General features: G+C 32.9%; 18 protein-coding genes. 6 read left to right on the top strand and 12 right to left on the bottom strand.

All coding sequences use genetic code 11. The features are described from left to right. Window positions 1–48: 48 nt before the first annotated feature. From J3477_RS03545 to J3477_RS03525, 5 genes are all read left to right on the top strand, one after another. Window positions 49–936 carry an alpha/beta fold hydrolase gene (locus J3477_RS03545; protein WP_206868188.1) on the top strand — a complete coding sequence of 296 codons (888 nt, stop codon included), beginning with the start codon at window positions 49–51 and terminating at the stop codon, window positions 934–936. A 50-nt stretch (window positions 937–986) separates the two neighbouring features. Continuing rightward, window positions 987–1514, top strand: a complete 528-nt coding sequence (locus J3477_RS03540) for an NUDIX hydrolase (RefSeq protein WP_206868187.1) — start codon at window positions 987–989, stop codon at window positions 1512–1514. A gap of 325 nt (window positions 1515–1839) precedes the next feature. Continuing rightward, window positions 1840–2238 (top strand): hypothetical protein, encoded by a 399-nt coding sequence (locus J3477_RS03535; protein WP_206868186.1) that lies wholly within the window; start codon window positions 1840–1842, stop codon window positions 2236–2238. Window positions 2239–2317: 79 nt separating this feature from the next. Then, window positions 2318–2815 carry a GNAT family N-acetyltransferase gene (locus tag J3477_RS03530; RefSeq protein WP_206868185.1) on the top strand — a complete coding sequence of 166 codons (498 nt, stop codon included), beginning with the start codon at window positions 2318–2320 and terminating at the stop codon, window positions 2813–2815. A gap of 252 nt (window positions 2816–3067) precedes the next feature. Next, window positions 3068–4012 (top strand): GNAT family N-acetyltransferase, encoded by a 945-nt coding sequence (locus tag J3477_RS03525; protein WP_206868184.1) that lies wholly within the window; start codon window positions 3068–3070, stop codon window positions 4010–4012. Between the two features lie 51 nt (window positions 4013–4063). On the opposite strand, the gene J3477_RS03520 is transcribed toward J3477_RS03525, so the two are convergent. The 6 genes from J3477_RS03520 to J3477_RS03495 all read right to left on the bottom strand — a co-directional run bounded on the left by J3477_RS03520 (window position 4064) and on the right by J3477_RS03495 (window position 8173). Beyond that, window positions 4064–4816: an ABC transporter permease gene (locus J3477_RS03520; protein WP_206868183.1), complete on the bottom strand. Its 753-nt coding sequence runs from the start codon at window positions 4814–4816 to the stop codon at window positions 4064–4066. Beyond that, window positions 4806–5747: an ABC transporter ATP-binding protein gene (locus J3477_RS03515; protein ID WP_206868182.1), complete on the bottom strand. Its 942-nt coding sequence runs from the start codon at window positions 5745–5747 to the stop codon at window positions 4806–4808. The genes J3477_RS03520 and J3477_RS03515 overlap by 11 nt, the downstream gene beginning before the upstream one ends. Then, window positions 5744–5926, bottom strand: a complete 183-nt coding sequence (locus J3477_RS03510; RefSeq protein ID WP_206868181.1) for a PLDc N-terminal domain-containing protein — start codon at window positions 5924–5926, stop codon at window positions 5744–5746. Before J3477_RS03510 ends, J3477_RS03515 begins: the two co-directional genes overlap by 4 nt. Before the next feature lie 201 nt (window positions 5927–6127). Then, window positions 6128–6508 carry a hypothetical protein gene (locus J3477_RS03505; protein ID WP_206868180.1) on the bottom strand — a complete coding sequence of 127 codons (381 nt, stop codon included), beginning with the start codon at window positions 6506–6508 and terminating at the stop codon, window positions 6128–6130. A 1-nt stretch (window position 6509) separates the two neighbouring features. Next, entirely contained in the window at window positions 6510–7046 is a 537-nt protein-coding gene (gene sigY, locus J3477_RS03500; protein ID WP_206868179.1) for an RNA polymerase sigma factor SigY, read from the bottom strand. A 158-nt stretch (window positions 7047–7204) separates the two neighbouring features. Next, the gene (locus J3477_RS03495; RefSeq protein ID WP_206868178.1) at window positions 7205–8173 is read right to left on the bottom strand and encodes an AraC family transcriptional regulator; all 969 of its coding nucleotides are present in this window, start codon (window positions 8171–8173) and stop codon (window positions 7205–7207) included. A 307-nt stretch (window positions 8174–8480) separates the two neighbouring features. On the opposite strand from J3477_RS03495, the gene J3477_RS03490 reads away from it, so the two are divergent. Next, the gene (locus J3477_RS03490) at window positions 8481–9524 is read left to right on the top strand and encodes an oxidoreductase (protein ID WP_206868177.1); all 1044 of its coding nucleotides are present in this window, start codon (window positions 8481–8483) and stop codon (window positions 9522–9524) included. A 207-nt stretch (window positions 9525–9731) separates the two neighbouring features. Here the strand turns inward: J3477_RS03490 and J3477_RS03485 are convergent, their stop codons facing one another. The 6 genes from J3477_RS03485 to J3477_RS03460 form a co-directional block, all read right to left on the bottom strand. Next, the gene (locus tag J3477_RS03485; RefSeq protein WP_206869646.1) at window positions 9732–10310 is read right to left on the bottom strand and encodes a serine/threonine protein kinase; all 579 of its coding nucleotides are present in this window, start codon (window positions 10308–10310) and stop codon (window positions 9732–9734) included. Window positions 10311–10409: 99 nt separating this feature from the next. Beyond that, a complete protein-coding gene (locus J3477_RS03480; protein WP_206868176.1) occupies window positions 10410–11891 on the bottom strand; it encodes a family 1 glycosylhydrolase in 1482 nt (493 codons plus the stop codon). Further along, the gene (locus J3477_RS03475; RefSeq protein ID WP_206868175.1) at window positions 11892–13376 is read right to left on the bottom strand and encodes a family 1 glycosylhydrolase; all 1485 of its coding nucleotides are present in this window, start codon (window positions 13374–13376) and stop codon (window positions 11892–11894) included. It abuts the gene before it with no gap. Window positions 13377–13544: 168 nt separating this feature from the next. Beyond that, window positions 13545–14837: a PTS sugar transporter subunit IIC gene (locus J3477_RS03470; RefSeq protein ID WP_206868174.1), complete on the bottom strand. Its 1293-nt coding sequence runs from the start codon at window positions 14835–14837 to the stop codon at window positions 13545–13547. A 19-nt stretch (window positions 14838–14856) separates the two neighbouring features. Continuing rightward, window positions 14857–15156 (bottom strand): PTS sugar transporter subunit IIB, encoded by a 300-nt coding sequence (locus J3477_RS03465; RefSeq protein ID WP_206868173.1) that lies wholly within the window; start codon window positions 15154–15156, stop codon window positions 14857–14859. A gap of 18 nt (window positions 15157–15174) precedes the next feature. Beyond that, window positions 15175–15483: a PTS lactose/cellobiose transporter subunit IIA gene (locus tag J3477_RS03460; protein ID WP_206868172.1), complete on the bottom strand. Its 309-nt coding sequence runs from the start codon at window positions 15481–15483 to the stop codon at window positions 15175–15177. Window positions 15484–15677 lie beyond the last annotated feature (194 nt).

The raw sequence follows: 15677 nt of genomic DNA, 5'->3' as shown, positions 1-15677 counted from the left end.
TCATCAGGGGCTACTAGATATTATACAAACTGGGGGATGAAGTTTTTTATGGATAAACGATATATAACTTTGAGAGATGGAAAAAGAATATACGTAGAAACTTATAATAAAGGTCATAAGCGTAATCTTTTAATGCTTCATGGTGGTCCAGGAGAAGGCTGTGGTGATTTGCGGTATCAAGCTATAAAGCTATCTGAGCATTTTAATGTGGTTATTTTTGACCAAAGAGGTGTTTTACGCTCTGAGAAAATTGAGGATGATGAAAATTTTGGATTAGAATTTCTAATTGATGATTGTGAGGATTTAAAAAATATATTAGGTTTCGATAGTTGGTCTGTATTGGGACATTCCTTTGGAGGCGAACTGGCTCTTTTGTATGCAATAAAATACCCTTCATCAGTAGGCAAAGTAATTTTTGAATGTCCAACATTCTATTATCCAATGTCTATACATTCTATATATATTAAATATATAAATATTGCAGAAAAAGCAGGTATGATTGAGTTCGCAAAAGAGATAAGGGAACTTGTAGACAATGCTTCAGATATTGGAGTTCTTACAGATAATATGCGAAGATTAATAACTGCTACTATGAAATTTGATCGTCAAATTGAAGTTTCAAAGGAAATAGAAGAAGTGAATAGTATTACAGATGCTACTGATGAACAATGGCAAAACGGTGGAACACATCTTTGTAGACTACAAAAAGAGGGTAAAATCAATGAAAATATGATACCACTTATATCTGAATTAAAATGTCCGTCACTTTTAATACTAGGTAAATATGACCCAGTGTGCTTTCATGAACAAATAGAGTTCTATTCAAAACATTCGTCTAAAGGAAGTATAATAACTTTTTATAATAGTGATCATAGAGCACACGACGAAGAACCTACTAAATTTACAGATACAGTGGTACAATTTATAAATAATTAATGATGATTCATAAAATAATAGTATATTGCATTTTAAGGAGAGGGTGAAATATGTTGAGAGAAATATGGGACGCTTATGATAAATATGGCAATAAGTTAGGCTATGATCAGTTTAGAGATGAACCAATTCCAGAAGGAGTTTATCATATTGTTGTTGAAATTTATACAGTAACATCAAACAAAGAAGTACTAATAACTCAAAGACATCAAAATAAACCATGGGCATTAAAATGGGAAATTACTGCAGGATCAATCTTGAAAGGTGAGACTCCAGAGCAAGGCGCTATCAGAGAGTTAAAGGAAGAAACAGGAATAGAGGTAAATGCTTCGGACTTAAATTTTGTATATTCGCATATTTATAAAAATGTTCCATCAATATATAAATGCTTTGTAGTATTTATAAATAAAGAAAAAACAAAGATTCAATTACAAGAAGGAGAAACAATTGATTATCGCTATATACCATACAATGAATTTAAAGAATTCATTAAAACAGATGATTATGTAGATGGTGCGAAAGATCGTTTTTATACTCATGAAAAATTCTTTGATAAAATTATATTATCTTTAGATGATTAATTTCTGTTATTTTAAATATTATTGATGAATCAAAATTAATAAGGTATTCTAATAATAAGCACTTGTCTTTTCTGGATGAGTGCATTTTCTATTTTTTTAAGTCTTTATTATTTGTAGTGTGATGTTATTATATTACAAATAGTGAAGACTTATTATAATGCATGGTATATATTGTATATAAATGTTATAATTGTAAGGTGTCGAGAGCAATAAGCTTTATAACACTTCTTTTGAAGACTTTCAGTGCGAGGATAACAGTATAGATATTCTTTATTCTGCTACTGCTTTTCATTGGATACCAGATAATATTGGATACCCAAAGGTATTGAGGTTATTAAAAGATAATGGAACCATAGCTTTATTTTGGAACAAGCCATCTCCAGCTGAGGAGGATTATTCTCTACATCTAGAAATTCAAAAGGTATATGAAAAATACTGGCCATCAACAGATAAGCCTTTAGAGAATAATAGTGAAAGGTATAAAAGAATTTCAGAAACCATTAAAGCTTACGGCTTTAGAGATCTAGAGGTGAAGCTATATCATAAGACGCGAAAGTTTTCTGCGGAACAATATATTTGTTTGTTAAATACTTACTCAGATCATAGAACTATGCCAAAAACTACAAAGCAATTATTTGAAAATGAAATTAAAGATACTATTAAGAAAAATGGGGACTTATTCAATATTCACGACACAATAGAATTATATTTGGCAAGAAAATAAGCTTATAGATAATATAAGGTGAATTTTAAATAGATATAATGTCAGTAAATAAAAGATATATTAGTTGGGAATTTATAAAATGAATTTAAAGGAAACAAAATTAGAAAAAATAACAATAGAATCAAAAGCAAAGCTTGAAAATTTAATCAGTTTGTACTTACACGACTTATCGGAGTTTGCAGCTGATTTGAAAATTAGTGAGGATGGAAAGTTTAAATATGATGGTTTGGAACTATATTTTAAATCTGAGGATTTAACTCCATATTTTATAACATACAGAGGTGAAGTGGCAGGTTTTGTCCTTTTTAATACTGGAAAATATGTTCCGAAGGATATTAACTATGTGATCCATGAACTATTTGTTCTAAAGGGTTTCAGAAATAAAGGCGTAGCAAATGAGGCAGTTAAAATACTGATGGAAACATATAAAGGAAGATACAAGGTTGTACAAATATCAATAAATAAAGTAGCAGTGAAGTTCTGGATAAAGTTTTACGAGAAGCAAGGTATTAAATATATAGAAGCAAAAGAGAAAGACGATGATATAGAGATTAATGTTCAGATATTTGATGTGTAATTGCAATTAATGAGAAACTTCATTTATGCGTTATTATAGATGAATCACTTCGTAATAGAGTTTATATTTTTAAATTCTATCACAACAACCCGTAAGAGTTTTAAAAATATATTTCGGATCGATGTGATTCATCTTTATAAATACTTTTTTGAAAGGAGAGGATTCGCGCAATGAATGTAAATTTTATGAATAATGTGCGTGCAAGGAGGGGTCACGCAGAATAAACCCTCCGTATATAAGTGGAGGATTATTATGGAAATTTTTGATTTTGAATTGAAACATGTGGAAGAGGCAAAATTGATTGCTATTAGTAATTACAATGAGGAACGTGAGTATGTAAAAGTATTACCGGAGATATATACTTTTCCTGACTTAGAGCATTTTGCAAACAATGGACTAGGTGTTGTAGCTTTTGATAATGGAAGAATGGTAGGATTTTTATGCTGTTATGAACCTTGGGAAAGTGCATATAATTCTAAGGCAAAGGGAACCTTTTCACCTATACATGCTCATGGCACTGTAAAAGAAAATAGATGTAGGGTATACCGAAAAATGTATGAAGCAGCTGCTGAAAAGTGGGTTAAGAATAAAATTACGTATCATTCAATAGCATTATATGCACATGATCAAGAGGCCGTAAATGCCATGTTTACCTATGGTTTTGGACTTAGGTGCATTGATGCCATTAGACCAATGGAAGGTTTAGAAATACAATGCAATAATGAAGTTATCTTTGAAGAACTTTCTAAGGCAGAGATTCCTAAAGTAAGAGAAATGCGTAAATTGCTAACTGAGCACTTAGGGCATAGTCCATGTTTTATGTATTCTACACAAGAAGTTTTTGAACGTTGGTTAACTCGTGCTGAAGCACGAAATACAAGACTGTTTGTTGCGATAGATGAGGAAAAGCCAATTGCTTTTGTAGAGATAGCAGGTGGAGGAGAAAACTTTGCAACGGAGGTCCCTGATATGTGCAATATATGTGGTGCTTTCTGCCTTCCAGAATATCGTGGAAAGAACATTTATCAGAGCTTGCTTAATTTTACGATTTTAAAATTGAAGGAAGAAGGATATAACAGGTTGGGAGTTGATTTTGAAAGTTTTAACCCTAATGCCAATATGTTTTGGACTAAGTATTTCACTTCATATACTAATGGTGTAGTTCGTAGAATCGATGAATGTGCTTTAAATAATTAAGATAATAATGCAGCCAACTAGTAAAAGTGGCTGCATTATTTTTTGAAAATTCTAAGCTTCAAACTCTCTTCTTTTAAATATTAATATAGAAGAAATAAATGCTAAAATAGTTAAAACAGCTGTTAACACCAAGGTTTTAATTGGTAACTCTGTTGAAAGCTTTGAGGCTTCCGTAATAAGTGCAAATGGATTTAGGGAGTATTTGAAGGTGCTTAAAAGTGTGAGGATAATATTAATTCCCATGGATATTAAAGCAACGCCCATGGATTTCTTTAATAAACTGCTAAACAAAAATATTATTGAAAGCATAAATAATATATACAAGTATACCAATAGGCAGCATAGCATAACAGCTTTAATAGAAGGAAAAACTTCATCAAATACCAAAAAGGAATAATATATATTAGTAAGCACAGAGATTGTACTTATTATAAATAATACCACTGCATAAAAACTAAATTTTGATAGTACAATAGAAGCTTTATAAGCTCCTTTGGTAATGGGAAGTATTACACCTCCTTTTGATATTTCATTGCAAAGAATTCCACCTAAAGTAAGACATAAAACCAACACACAAATTTGAGGCATATTGCTTCCTAGATAATTTGCAACAGAATCAATTGCATTAGTTTTGAAGATACTGGACATATCAGTACCGTACTGTTTTTCTAAAATCTTTGGAGTAAGCTTAAGCATTGGAGGTGTTGCTAGACCAAAGAAAAAGAAGCCCATAAATAGTATTATTAGTTTATTTTCTCTATTTGCTTCTATAAATTCCTTGTTTAAGTATGCTTTAAAGGTCATTTTGGTTACCTCCATTAATAATAGTAAAAAATATATCTTCTAAGGACACTTCTTTTTTAGTGAAAGCTTTTATAGGAGAGTTCAAGGATAATAAATAATTAAATAAATCTCTCTCATCGGTTAATGTATTGTTTGTGTAAATTAGAGTTATATCGTCCTTGATATTTATATTCTTTATAAAACTTGGGTAGCTTTTAGGTTCTATTTTATTACCGAATTTGACCTCGTAATAGCAGGCTCCATACTTATCCTTAAGAGAAGCTAGAGTAGTGGAAGATAAAATTTCACCCTTGTGAATTATAGTTATATAATCACAGATATTTTCTACATCGCTTAAAAGGTGAGTAGAAAAAAATACGGTCATTCCTCGTTCTTTTAAGCTTTTTATGATATTCATAACTTCTCTTCTGCCTTCAGGATCTAAAGCAGAGGTAGGTTCATCTAATATAACAAGTTCAGGATTATTGCAGATGGCAACTGCTATACCTAGCCTTTGGAGCATTCCCCCTGAAAGTGCCTTTATTGTCTTTTTTGAAGCATCCTTAAGACCAACTATTGAAAGCAGTTCTACAGTTGAAAAGGCTTTACCCTTCGCTTCAGAAAGGGAAAGAATAAAATCTAGGTACTCATGAACCTTCATATAGCTATAAAACTTAGGCTGCTGAGGAAGATAACCTATAGCTTCTCTCTCTTTATCATAACTTAATTCCCTTTCTCTAAAGATAACCTTGCCAGAGGTAGGCTTCTTTAAGCCACAGATAATATTCATAGTTGTAGTCTTGCCCGCTCCATTTTCTCCAATAAATCCATATATAACGCCTCTAGGAATTTTTATATTTATATCCTTAAGCACTTGAGACTTACCATAGCTTTTGTTTAAAGCATTAAGCTCTAAAGTGTATTCAGCTTTAGCTTGAAGGCTTTCCATCATTCTTCATCCTTTCCCAGTGCTAAGTAAAGAATGCAGCCAAGGGTGTTAAGACATAATATTGCCCAGAGCCATTTAGGAAGATATTTTACTGGGTTTCCTATTAGTTTTGCAAAACAATAAATTGAAAAAATCCCTTGAAGCAATAATACAGGCATTAGTATGGTTAAATCTATATTCATAATCTTAACTCCTCTTCTTTTTTAAATATAATTTTCTATAAATTAGATAGATTATGGTCGAACTTGGAATGTTCATGAGACCAATAATTCCCCAAATCCAAGGGTTTGGAATGCTTTTTTTCACCGCATCTCTAAATATCAGAGTGCCTTGGATAGTGACAAGTATAAGAAGAAAGATAATAATGATTATTTTACTGTCAATCATTTAGCTTCACTCCTTGCCTTTTTCTTTAGAAAAACCTGATTTAAGATAAGTAAAAATATCAATCCTAAAGATTGTATTGCTAAGGTGGCATATATGGAAACTCTTATATACATAAAGCCGATAAAAATCGATAAAAATCCAGCAAATAGTAGAAATTTAAAGGTTTCTTTTCTAAGCTTTTTGGCAAAACGAGTTTGATTTCCATTTTCCACAATAGAATTTATATCTATATTTACTGAAACCCTGGTTTCCAAGTCTTCTGCAAGATACATTTTATCTAAGATAACTTTTAAATCAGCTTCTTCCTTGCTTTCTTCATTTAGGGAACCATCATAGTATTTATCAATATTTTTATCTAAATTATCAAAGGGTTTCATTTTATTCACCTCCGTTAAATCTTGAAATTATTTCTTTTATTGCATAATGTAATCTTGAACGTACTGTACCTATTGGGCAATTTACTATAGAGCTGATTTCCTCGTAGCTGTAACCATAATAATGTTTTAGTATAAATACAGTTCTTTTATCAGCAGGCATTGTCCTTAATATCTTTAGAATCTCTTCTAGTTCTTCTTTTTTTACTAGTTCTTCTTCAGTAATAGAGGAAGACTGAAAAGTATCTAATAACATATCTGTTTCTTTGTTCCTTCTTAAGTAATCTCTATATTTATTGGTGGCGATTTTGATAAGCCACGTAGAAAACTTAGCATTAGAGACAAAGGAATCAATATGAACAACAGCAGATAACAGGGTATCTTGAACAATATCTTCAGTTAAATCTTTGTTTAAAGTAAGCTTTAATACATATCCCTTTAAAATAGAAAAGTTATTACTAATCAGTATTTCAAAAGCATATTTATCACCAGCCTTAGCTCTTGCTATTAAATTTTCTTCATTTTGATTTTTGAAATTCATGAATTCTACCTCTTCTTGCTGTTTTCATTACTTAAACGCAGGAATCTTAAAAAAGTTCAAAAGAAATTTAAAAAATTATAAAAATTTTATAATATGGTGTTTTGAATTTTACTGCTTTAGCTATTGGTGTACTTTGAAAAATAGCATAACTCCATTGGTTATTGGTCTTTCTCATATGATTCGTAATTTTCCGTTAGCCATTTGATATCTTTTTTTGGTGGTAATCCAAAATGTCGTTTATATTCTCTGTTGAATTGTGATAAACTTCCGTAGCCAACTTCCATAGCTGCCGATGTTGCATCCATAGCGCCGCTAAACATTAATCGCCTTGCCTCCTGAAGACGAAGCTGCTTTTGGTACTGCAAAGGTCCCATTGTAGTGATTGCTTTAAATTTATGCTGTAATCCTGAAACGCTCATGTTATTTGATTTTGCTAGTTCCTCCACATTAAAGGATTTTGAGTAATTCTCTCTAATCCAAGCAATAGCCTTTCCTATTCCGTCAGCTTGCTGTTCAAACAAAGCTTGTTGATAAAAAAGATGCCCATAGTCACCTGTTAATAAGCGGAAAATCAACTCACGTTTTATAAGCTCCGAAAGAAATGCCACTCCTTTGGGATTCTCGATTAGCTTTAATAGACGTATAAACAATTCCAAAAGTTCAGGATCTGACTTGCCGACAAATGCACCTGTACTTTGCTTTTTCATATTTTGCTTAATGTCTGTTTCTATATCCATAGCCACGGAAGCAATTTCCTTTGTGGTAAAATCAATACGCAGTCCTATAAAAGGTGAATCTACCGATGCATTAACGACTTGGCCAGATGCAGGCATATCAATCAAAGAAGCCAAATAATCTCCAGCGTAGTAATAAAACATCTCATTTCCCAAATGAATTTCCTTCATACCTTGAAGAATGATACAAAAGGAAGGGGTAAGTACACTTGGGGTTAATGGAGACGAGTATGTATGACGATTAATTATAAGAAATGGAATGATGGTTTTTGTATTGCCTTCTTCGCAGGTAATTCTTTTAGTAATAGTAATAAGTTGATCAATTAAATTTTGATTAATAGTGTTGTTCTCAATATCTACCGACGTAGAAATGTGAAATTTCTCCAGCTTCATATCAGGCTGCTCCTTTGCTTTTTGTTCGATTAAGCTCCAAATTGTATATAAATTTTAACTTGTAGCATAATGAAATTCAATAGGTTTGAATATGATTTGTTTTTTTATATTGCAGAATTAGGCAACTAATGTGCAGAAATAAACTAGTTATTTTTTACGGTTTAAAAGATAATATATTCATGCAAACAACAAGGTTTATATTAGTTAATACACTTTGATCAATTTAGGCTAGTTAGGTTTAGTTAAATCTATATTGTGCATAATACGCATTTTTTAGTCTAAGAAAAAGTAAGGAGAGTTGTTAAGAATGGATAATTATAAGATAACACCACAAATTCCAATAATATCAGGTTTTGGATTAGAAACAACAGCAAGTGAGGTGCTAAAAGGAATAGATTTGAATGGGAAGGTTGCAATTGTTACAGGCGGATATTCAGGAATCGGACTAGAAACAACCCGTGCTTTGGCTCAAGCTGGTGCAACGGTTATTGTTCCTGCACGTTCGATTGACAAAGCACGTGTTTTAATTGAAGGAATACCTGGCGTAGAATTGGAAGAGATGGATTTGATAAATCCAACATCAATTGACGAATTTTCAAGAAAATTTTTGGATTCCGGAAGAGCACTGGATATCCTAATAAATAACGCAGGAATAATGGCAGCACCTCTTAGTCGAGATGCTCGTGGCTTCGAAGCTCAATTTGCTACTAATCATCTTGGACATTTTCAGTTGACGGCAAGACTCTGGCCTGCATTAAAGAAATCTGGAAAAGCCAGAGTAGTATCCCTCTCATCAACAGGAATAAGATTTGGAGGAGTGAACTTTGACGATCCAAACTTTGAACACAGAGAGTATAACAAGTGGGGAGCTTATGGTCAGTCTAAGTCTGCCAACGCTTTGTTTGCTGTTGAGTTAGATCGCTTAGGACAGAAATATGGAGTTCGTGCATTTTCTGTTCATCCAGGAAGAATTTTAGGGACAAATTTGCAACGCTATATGGAAAATGAGGAAGTTGTGAAAAATGCTGTTTCTAATATATCTAAGAGTATATCTGTAGAGTTCAACCCTTCAAAGGATGTAGAAAAAACTGTAGCAAGTAGTGGAGGACAGAACGTTGAACAAGGTGCAGCAACTAGTGTGTGGTGTGCAACAAGTCCACAATTGGAAGGCAAAGGTGGGGTTTATTGCATGAATGTTGATATTGCTAATGTTATACCGGAAAGTTCTGTTAATGGAGACTTGAATCAAGTTATGACAGGTGTATTGTCATGGGCTATTGATCCCAAGATGGCAGAAAGGCTATGGAAACTTAGCGAAGATCTTACCGGTGTTGCCTTTAAAGCTGATTAATCAAAGTAAAATTAAAATAAGGATCAACCCTGAAAAATTACCAAAAGTTGAAGATGAAAAATCAGTAATATTATATTTTTATAGAAGTTAATGTAAAAAGGTCAGGACTTATATCAATCCTGACCTTTTTGTGTTGTATTAGTTAAGGGAGAAAAATATAGTAAGGGTTCATACTGATGGCTAATAAGAATACCTATATATGCAACTCTAGCAAGCTAGCATGTCTATAATAATTGTCTTCTTACGCATGTTTTCAAAGTATTCGTATCCCTTGATCCAATAATTAAGGAGGTTTTTATTGTAAGCTAAAAGATGTTTAAGAAATTCATCAAACAAATTAAGTTTTACTAATATTTTAATCATTTCTTTAGGATAAGGGATGTTTTTTTCGAAGACCTTCCTCGGATCAATTACTTGGATTTTTTCATCTTTATTTACAAAGATATGTGCATTTCTAATATCAATTCTCTTAAAGTTTAAACGCTTAAATTCCTCTACAAGTTCTATTATTTCAACGGAGAGGTTGTAAGATAATCCATTATTACTAATGTACTCGTATAAATTTGTTCCTTCAACATAATCTCTTAAAACTTTATTCTCAGTAATAAACATAACTTTAGGGAAAAACCTACTACCAGTAGATTTTTCCAAAATAGCAACTTCACTTTCAGCTTTCTTTTTGTCATAAAATATTTTTAAAGCAAAACCCTCTGGAGTTAAGTATACTGCTCCTTCATCTCCTTTTCCTAAAAACTCGCATTCTTTAATGTTTAAAATGTACCGCATATTATCCTCTAAATGATTGTTTTTAATATCATATGATTTTTGTTCTAAGAATTCCACTGTTTTCAAATATTTTTACAGCTAATATGAATAGGGAATTAATTATTCTAAATCTACCCCTTGAGTTTCGATTACTTTCTTATACCAATAGAAGCTGTCTTTTCTGCTTCTTTCTAAAGTTCCATTTCCTTTATCATCACGATCTACATAAACAAAGCCATAACGTTTCTTCATTTCACCAGTTCCTGCTGAAACCAAATCGATGCATCCCCACATTGTATATCCCATTAGATCAACGCCGTCAAGATTTATGGCATCTCTCATGGAGGCAATATTCTTACGTAAATAGTCTATACGATAAGTATCATGTACACATCCATCTTCCTCTTTTTGATCATCCCAACCAATACCATTTTCTACAATCCATAATGGTTTGTGATATCGATCATACAAGGTGTTTAGTGCGATTCTTAAGCATTCTGGATCCGTTGCCCAGCCCCAAGCATTTGTTTCTAAATATGGGTTCTTAATTCCCATCATTAGATTTCCACCAGCTTTATTTACATCTTCATGGGTTGAAATAGTAACAGAGCCATAACAAGAGAAACTTAGGAAGTCTGCTGAATATCTTTCAAGAAGTTCAAAATCTTCAGGTTCTGTATCTAATATAATGCCTTCTCTTTCATATTTCTTTAGTCTGTAAGCAGGGTAGTGACCACCAGTTTGTACATCAGAATAGAATAGACTAGTTTTAGCTGCTTCCATAACCATTAATTGATCTTTAGGATCACAAGAATAAGCATAAAGAGGCATGTATGCAAGCATTTGTCCAACTTTTATTTCACTGCTTATTTCGTGAGCGGCTTTAACTGACTTAGCACTTGCTATAAATTGATTGTGAGCTGCTTGTGCTTTGTTCTGAGGTGATGGATCATTTAGTCCTCCTGCAACAAATGGAGCAAACTCCATACAGTTAATTTCATTAAAGGTTAACCAATACTTTACTTTTCCTTCGTAGTATTTAAAAACTGTTTTTGCATAGTTTTCAAAGAAATCTATACATTTTCTGTTTGACCAACCACCATATTTAATTGTTAGATTAATTGGTGTTTCATAGTGAGATAAGGTTACTAAAGGTTCTATACCATATTTTGCACATTCATCAAAAACTTCATCGTAAAATTTTAACCCTTTTTCATTAGGTTCTGCATCATCACCATTAGGAAAAATACGTGCCCAGTTCATGCTTAGACGGAAAGTCTTAAAGCCCATCTCACCCATATATGCAATATCTTCTTTATAATGATGGTAGAAGTCAGTTGCAACATGGCTTGGATAGTATTCACCCTCAATAATTGCAGGAATACAATCTTCTGGAAGTTTTGTATTTGTACCAAAACCTATTATCGATCCTGTTTCACCAGTTTTTACATTTTTATAAGTTACTCGACGAGGAAGGGTATGAGAGCCAGCGGTCATAACATCAGAGGTGTTAATACCTTTTCCGCCCTCATTCCATCCACCTTCATATTGATTGGCGGCAGTAGCGCCACCCCATAAAAAGTCATTAGGAAAACCTTTCATTTACTTTACCTCCATTTCTAAATTTTCACCATTTGTCTCAATAACTTGTTTATACCAATAAAAACTATCTTTCTTTAATCTATTAAAAGTACCATTTCCTTCATCATCTTTATCTACATAAATAAATCCATAACGCTTAGACATTTGACCTGTTCCGGCACTAACTAAGTCAATGCATCCCCAGCTTGTATAAGCAATTAAATCAACACCATTATCAATTGCTTTCGCCATTTCTTTTATATGCTCACTCATATACTCGATACGATATGGGTCATGAATACTGCCATCTTCTTCAACTTTATCAACAGCACCAAATCCATTTTCAACAACCATAAGTGGAAGTTCATAACGATCATAAATTGTTTCTAGGTAATATCGAAGACCTAAGGCATCAGTACTCCAACCCCAATCAGAATACTTAAGATATGGATTCTTTGTTCCCATAGAGAAATTACCTCCAGCATTATTTTCTACCTTATGAGTCGTTACGATGCTAGAAGAGTAGTAGGAGAAAGTGTACATATCTACAGTTCCTTCTTTTAGATCCTTAAGATCTTCATCAGTTATATCTAACTTCACATTATGCTCATTCCATAAACGCTTTGCAAAGGTTGGATATTTTCCTTTACATTGAACATCTCCGCTATAGAAAATACCTTGCTCCCATTTATAACGTGTTAACATAACATCTTTTGGATCACAGGTCATAGGGTAGTTTGTAATTCCACAAATCATGCAACCGATCATAAACTCTGGGTTTATTTTATGTCCGATTTTAACTGCTTTTGCGCTTGCAACATACTGATAATGGAGCTGCTGATATGCTTCTTGATATATGTTGTCAGAAGGGGCATCAGTAAACATATCTAGGAACATAACTGTATTGTTGATTTCATTAAAGGTTAGCCAATACTTCACTAAGTCTTTATACTCATTGAAAATTGTTTCAGTGTAATGAACATAGAAATCGATCAGTTTTCTATTGTTCCAGCCATAATAAATTTCTTCTAAATATAAAGGGGTATCAAAATGAGAAATAGTAACTAATGGTTCAATATTATATTTTCTTAATTCCTCAAACACGGAACGATAAAAGTCTAATCCTTTTTGATTAGGCTTTTCCTCTTCACCATTAGGAAATATTCTAGACCAAGATATTGACATTCTAAACATCTTAAAGCCCATTTCAGCAAACAGTGCAATATCTTCTTTATAGTGATGATAGAAATCTATAGCTTCATGATTTGGGTAATAGTATCCATCAAATATTGCACCTTTAGCTCCTTCAGGCATATCAAATCCAAAGCCATTTACCTCTCCAGTTGTGCCATCAGGCAGCTTGTAGGTAACTGAGCGCATTTTATTATAAGAACCGGCAGTTGTCACATCTGTCCTGGCCAAGCCTCGACCATCAGTGTTATATGCACCTTCGCATTGATTAGCAGCAGTAGCACCGCCCCAATAAAAATTACTAGAAAAACTCATATCTTTTCTCCTTTCTTCAACTTGAAAAGCACCAGCTTTTTCAATGTATCGCTTCATTATAGAATTCATATTTTCATATGTGCTTCTTAAGATTCAGGAGCGGTTTGAAAATAATTTTAGGATTGAAGTAGTACACTTATATTTGCTGGCGCTTATTTTATTTTTTTACTATGCTTCTACTAGATCAGCAGCTGCTTCTTTAGCAACCAATTGCTTTTCATAAATCTTAAAGAATGGGTACCAAATTATTGCAGAAGGAATTAACATTAAATAATCCCAAACTGCATTTTGCCATCTTAAGGTAGATAAGTATGCACCAAAACCCATTGGAAGTAATGCTGAAATAGAAATCCAAGCAGGTTGTAAGAAACCAAATTTATATGCTAGATAGGTGCATAACATAACAAAAGGAATATTTAATACATAAGGTATACAAAGGATAGGGTTATACATAATTGGCATACCAAAAGTCATTGGCTCATTAATTCCAAACCATCCAGGAACTGCAGAGATTTTTGCAACTGCACTGATTTGTTTAGATTTAGAGCGAAGGCCCATTAGTGCAAGAGGCAATGTGTTTCCTGTACCACCGCAAATAGCTATTGCTGCAAATAATGCTACTGGATAGAATACAAGTGGTTGTCCAGCTGCGTGTGCTGCACCATTTGCAACTGCTGCTTGGATACCTAAAGGCATAAGAATTGGAACTAAAATCATAGTGCCGTGAATACCAAAACACCATAATAGTGCAGCAAAAATACCAAGGATGAACATACCTGGAACTGATGTTAACGCATTTAATGGAACACCTAGGAGCGCCATAAATCCTGAACAAACATTATAAGCTCCTCCTGTACCTACAGATACAGCGGTGGAAATAACTAAGAAAATAATAGCACTGAATAATAATGGTAAAATTGATGAAAAACCGTCTTGTAAGAATGGTGGAACAACATCTGGCATCTTAATACGGATGTTCTTATCAGCACAGTATTTTTCAATGTGCACAGACATAAACACAACAAGAAATCCGATAAACATACCTTGTGCTCCGAGATAAGTCATATTAATGCCAGTTGCACCTGTTTCAGTTATAATTAATGCACCAGCTACTAATAAGAAACAAACTAATGCGTCAACAGCATTCATAATAGGAGACTTCATTTTTAAGTTTTTTGCATAGTGGAATGCAAACAATGCAACGACCCACAAAGATAAGGAATTCATTGTAAATTGATAAGGTAAATAGATGATTGCATAAATTTTACTCTTTGAAGAAAATAGATTTAACATGGTTTCGCTGCCTACTGAACAAATAATTTGTGATATGGCACCAACCATTATGATACCCATTAAGGACATCATTGCAGCCTGAAGCGCAGATAAGAATTTGTTACTGCCCAGCTTTTGACCAAAATCCTGAAGTTTGATCATAAATTTACTTTCAAATAACTGTTCCATTTTACCTCTCCTTATTTCATTATTTTTCAGAATATAGCTTTTTTGCTAGCTTCATGATATTAGGACAATTTGCAACGGCATAGTCAAAGGATTGAATTGGAGCACATGGGAGTCCAGTGTTTTCCTTTACTTCTTTTAAGCGATAAGATACTTGAGGTCCCATTAAAACGATGTCATAATTTTGATACACATCTTGATACTCAGCGAGGCCCACTGCTTTAATATTAAGTTCTTCTCCAGCTTCCTTCCAATAGCTCTCCATTTTTTTCATCAAAATACTTGTTGACATTCCACCTGCACATACCAATAAAATTTTCATATATTTGATCCCCCTGATTTATTTATTTTTGTATAATAAAATAATTTCTTTTATAAGCTCATTTGCAAGCATGCTTGTCATTAAGTGATCCTGCGAGTGAACAAGTAACACATTAAGCTCTTGCTTAAAACCATTGGCTTCTTTAAATAATAATTCTGTTTGTGCTTTATGAGCTAGATTTGCTGCTACATCAGATTGTGCTAGAAGCTCTTCTGCTTTTTCAAAGTTTCCAGCTTTAGCTTCTCCCAAAGCTTGAAATGCAAAAGATCGTGCATCACCTGAATTTGCAATTATTGTCATTGATACTAAATCGTTTTCTTCGTCCATTGGATATCCCCCTTTTCTATATATGTAAATTATTTCCTGGAATGATTTTATTTTAGTGTATAAAAAATCTTTTGTCAAAACGATTACAAGACGGATTTAAAAGAGTTTTATACAGTATTAGATTAGTATATTTTCAAAAATACACTTGTTTTTCATAAAAATAAGTATTTTTTTAATCTTTATGACCTAGTGTA

Source organism: Clostridium zeae (genome assembly GCF_017312485.1).
GTDB lineage: Bacteria > Bacillota > Clostridia > Clostridiales > Clostridiaceae > Clostridium_AR > Clostridium_AR zeae.
Note: the sequence above shows the minus strand (reverse complement) of the source record. Positions and strands in the feature narration are given on the sequence as shown.

Excerpts from the sequence above, each read along its gene's own strand:
- J3477_RS03545 (WP_206868188.1), top strand. The coding sequence starts at position 49 with ATGGATAAACGATATATAACTTTGAGAGATGGAAAAAGAATATACGTA.
- J3477_RS03540 (WP_206868187.1), top strand. The coding sequence starts at position 987 with ATGTTGAGAGAAATATGGGACGCTTATGATAAATATGGCAATAAGTTA.
- J3477_RS03490 (WP_206868177.1), top strand. The coding sequence starts at position 8,481 with ATGGATAATTATAAGATAACACCACAAATTCCAATAATATCAGGTTTT.
- J3477_RS03460 (WP_206868172.1), bottom strand. The coding sequence starts at position 15,483 with ATGGACGAAGAAAACGATTTAGTATCAATGACAATAATTGCAAATTCA.
- J3477_RS03475 (WP_206868175.1), bottom strand. The coding sequence starts at position 13,376 with ATGAGTTTTTCTAGTAATTTTTATTGGGGCGGTGCTACTGCTGCTAAT.
- J3477_RS03495 (WP_206868178.1), bottom strand. The coding sequence starts at position 8,173 with ATGAAGCTGGAGAAATTTCACATTTCTACGTCGGTAGATATTGAGAAC.
- J3477_RS03465 (WP_206868173.1), bottom strand. The coding sequence starts at position 15,156 with ATGAAAATTTTATTGGTATGTGCAGGTGGAATGTCAACAAGTATTTTG.
- J3477_RS03515 (WP_206868182.1), bottom strand. The coding sequence starts at position 5,747 with ATGATGGAAAGCCTTCAAGCTAAAGCTGAATACACTTTAGAGCTTAAT.
- J3477_RS03510 (WP_206868181.1), bottom strand. The coding sequence starts at position 5,926 with ATGAATATAGATTTAACCATACTAATGCCTGTATTATTGCTTCAAGGG.
- J3477_RS03470 (WP_206868174.1), bottom strand. The coding sequence starts at position 14,837 with ATGGAACAGTTATTTGAAAGTAAATTTATGATCAAACTTCAGGATTTT.
- J3477_RS03530 (WP_206868185.1), top strand. The coding sequence starts at position 2,318 with ATGAATTTAAAGGAAACAAAATTAGAAAAAATAACAATAGAATCAAAA.
- J3477_RS03485 (WP_206869646.1), bottom strand. The coding sequence starts at position 10,310 with ATGCGGTACATTTTAAACATTAAAGAATGCGAGTTTTTAGGAAAAGGA.
- J3477_RS03525 (WP_206868184.1), top strand. The coding sequence starts at position 3,068 with ATGGAAATTTTTGATTTTGAATTGAAACATGTGGAAGAGGCAAAATTG.
- sigY (WP_206868179.1), bottom strand. The coding sequence starts at position 7,046 with ATGAATTTCAAAAATCAAAATGAAGAAAATTTAATAGCAAGAGCTAAG.
- J3477_RS03505 (WP_206868180.1), bottom strand. The coding sequence starts at position 6,508 with ATGAAACCCTTTGATAATTTAGATAAAAATATTGATAAATACTATGAT.
- J3477_RS03480 (WP_206868176.1), bottom strand. The coding sequence starts at position 11,891 with ATGAAAGGTTTTCCTAATGACTTTTTATGGGGTGGCGCTACTGCCGCC.
- J3477_RS03520 (WP_206868183.1), bottom strand. The coding sequence starts at position 4,816 with ATGACCTTTAAAGCATACTTAAACAAGGAATTTATAGAAGCAAATAGA.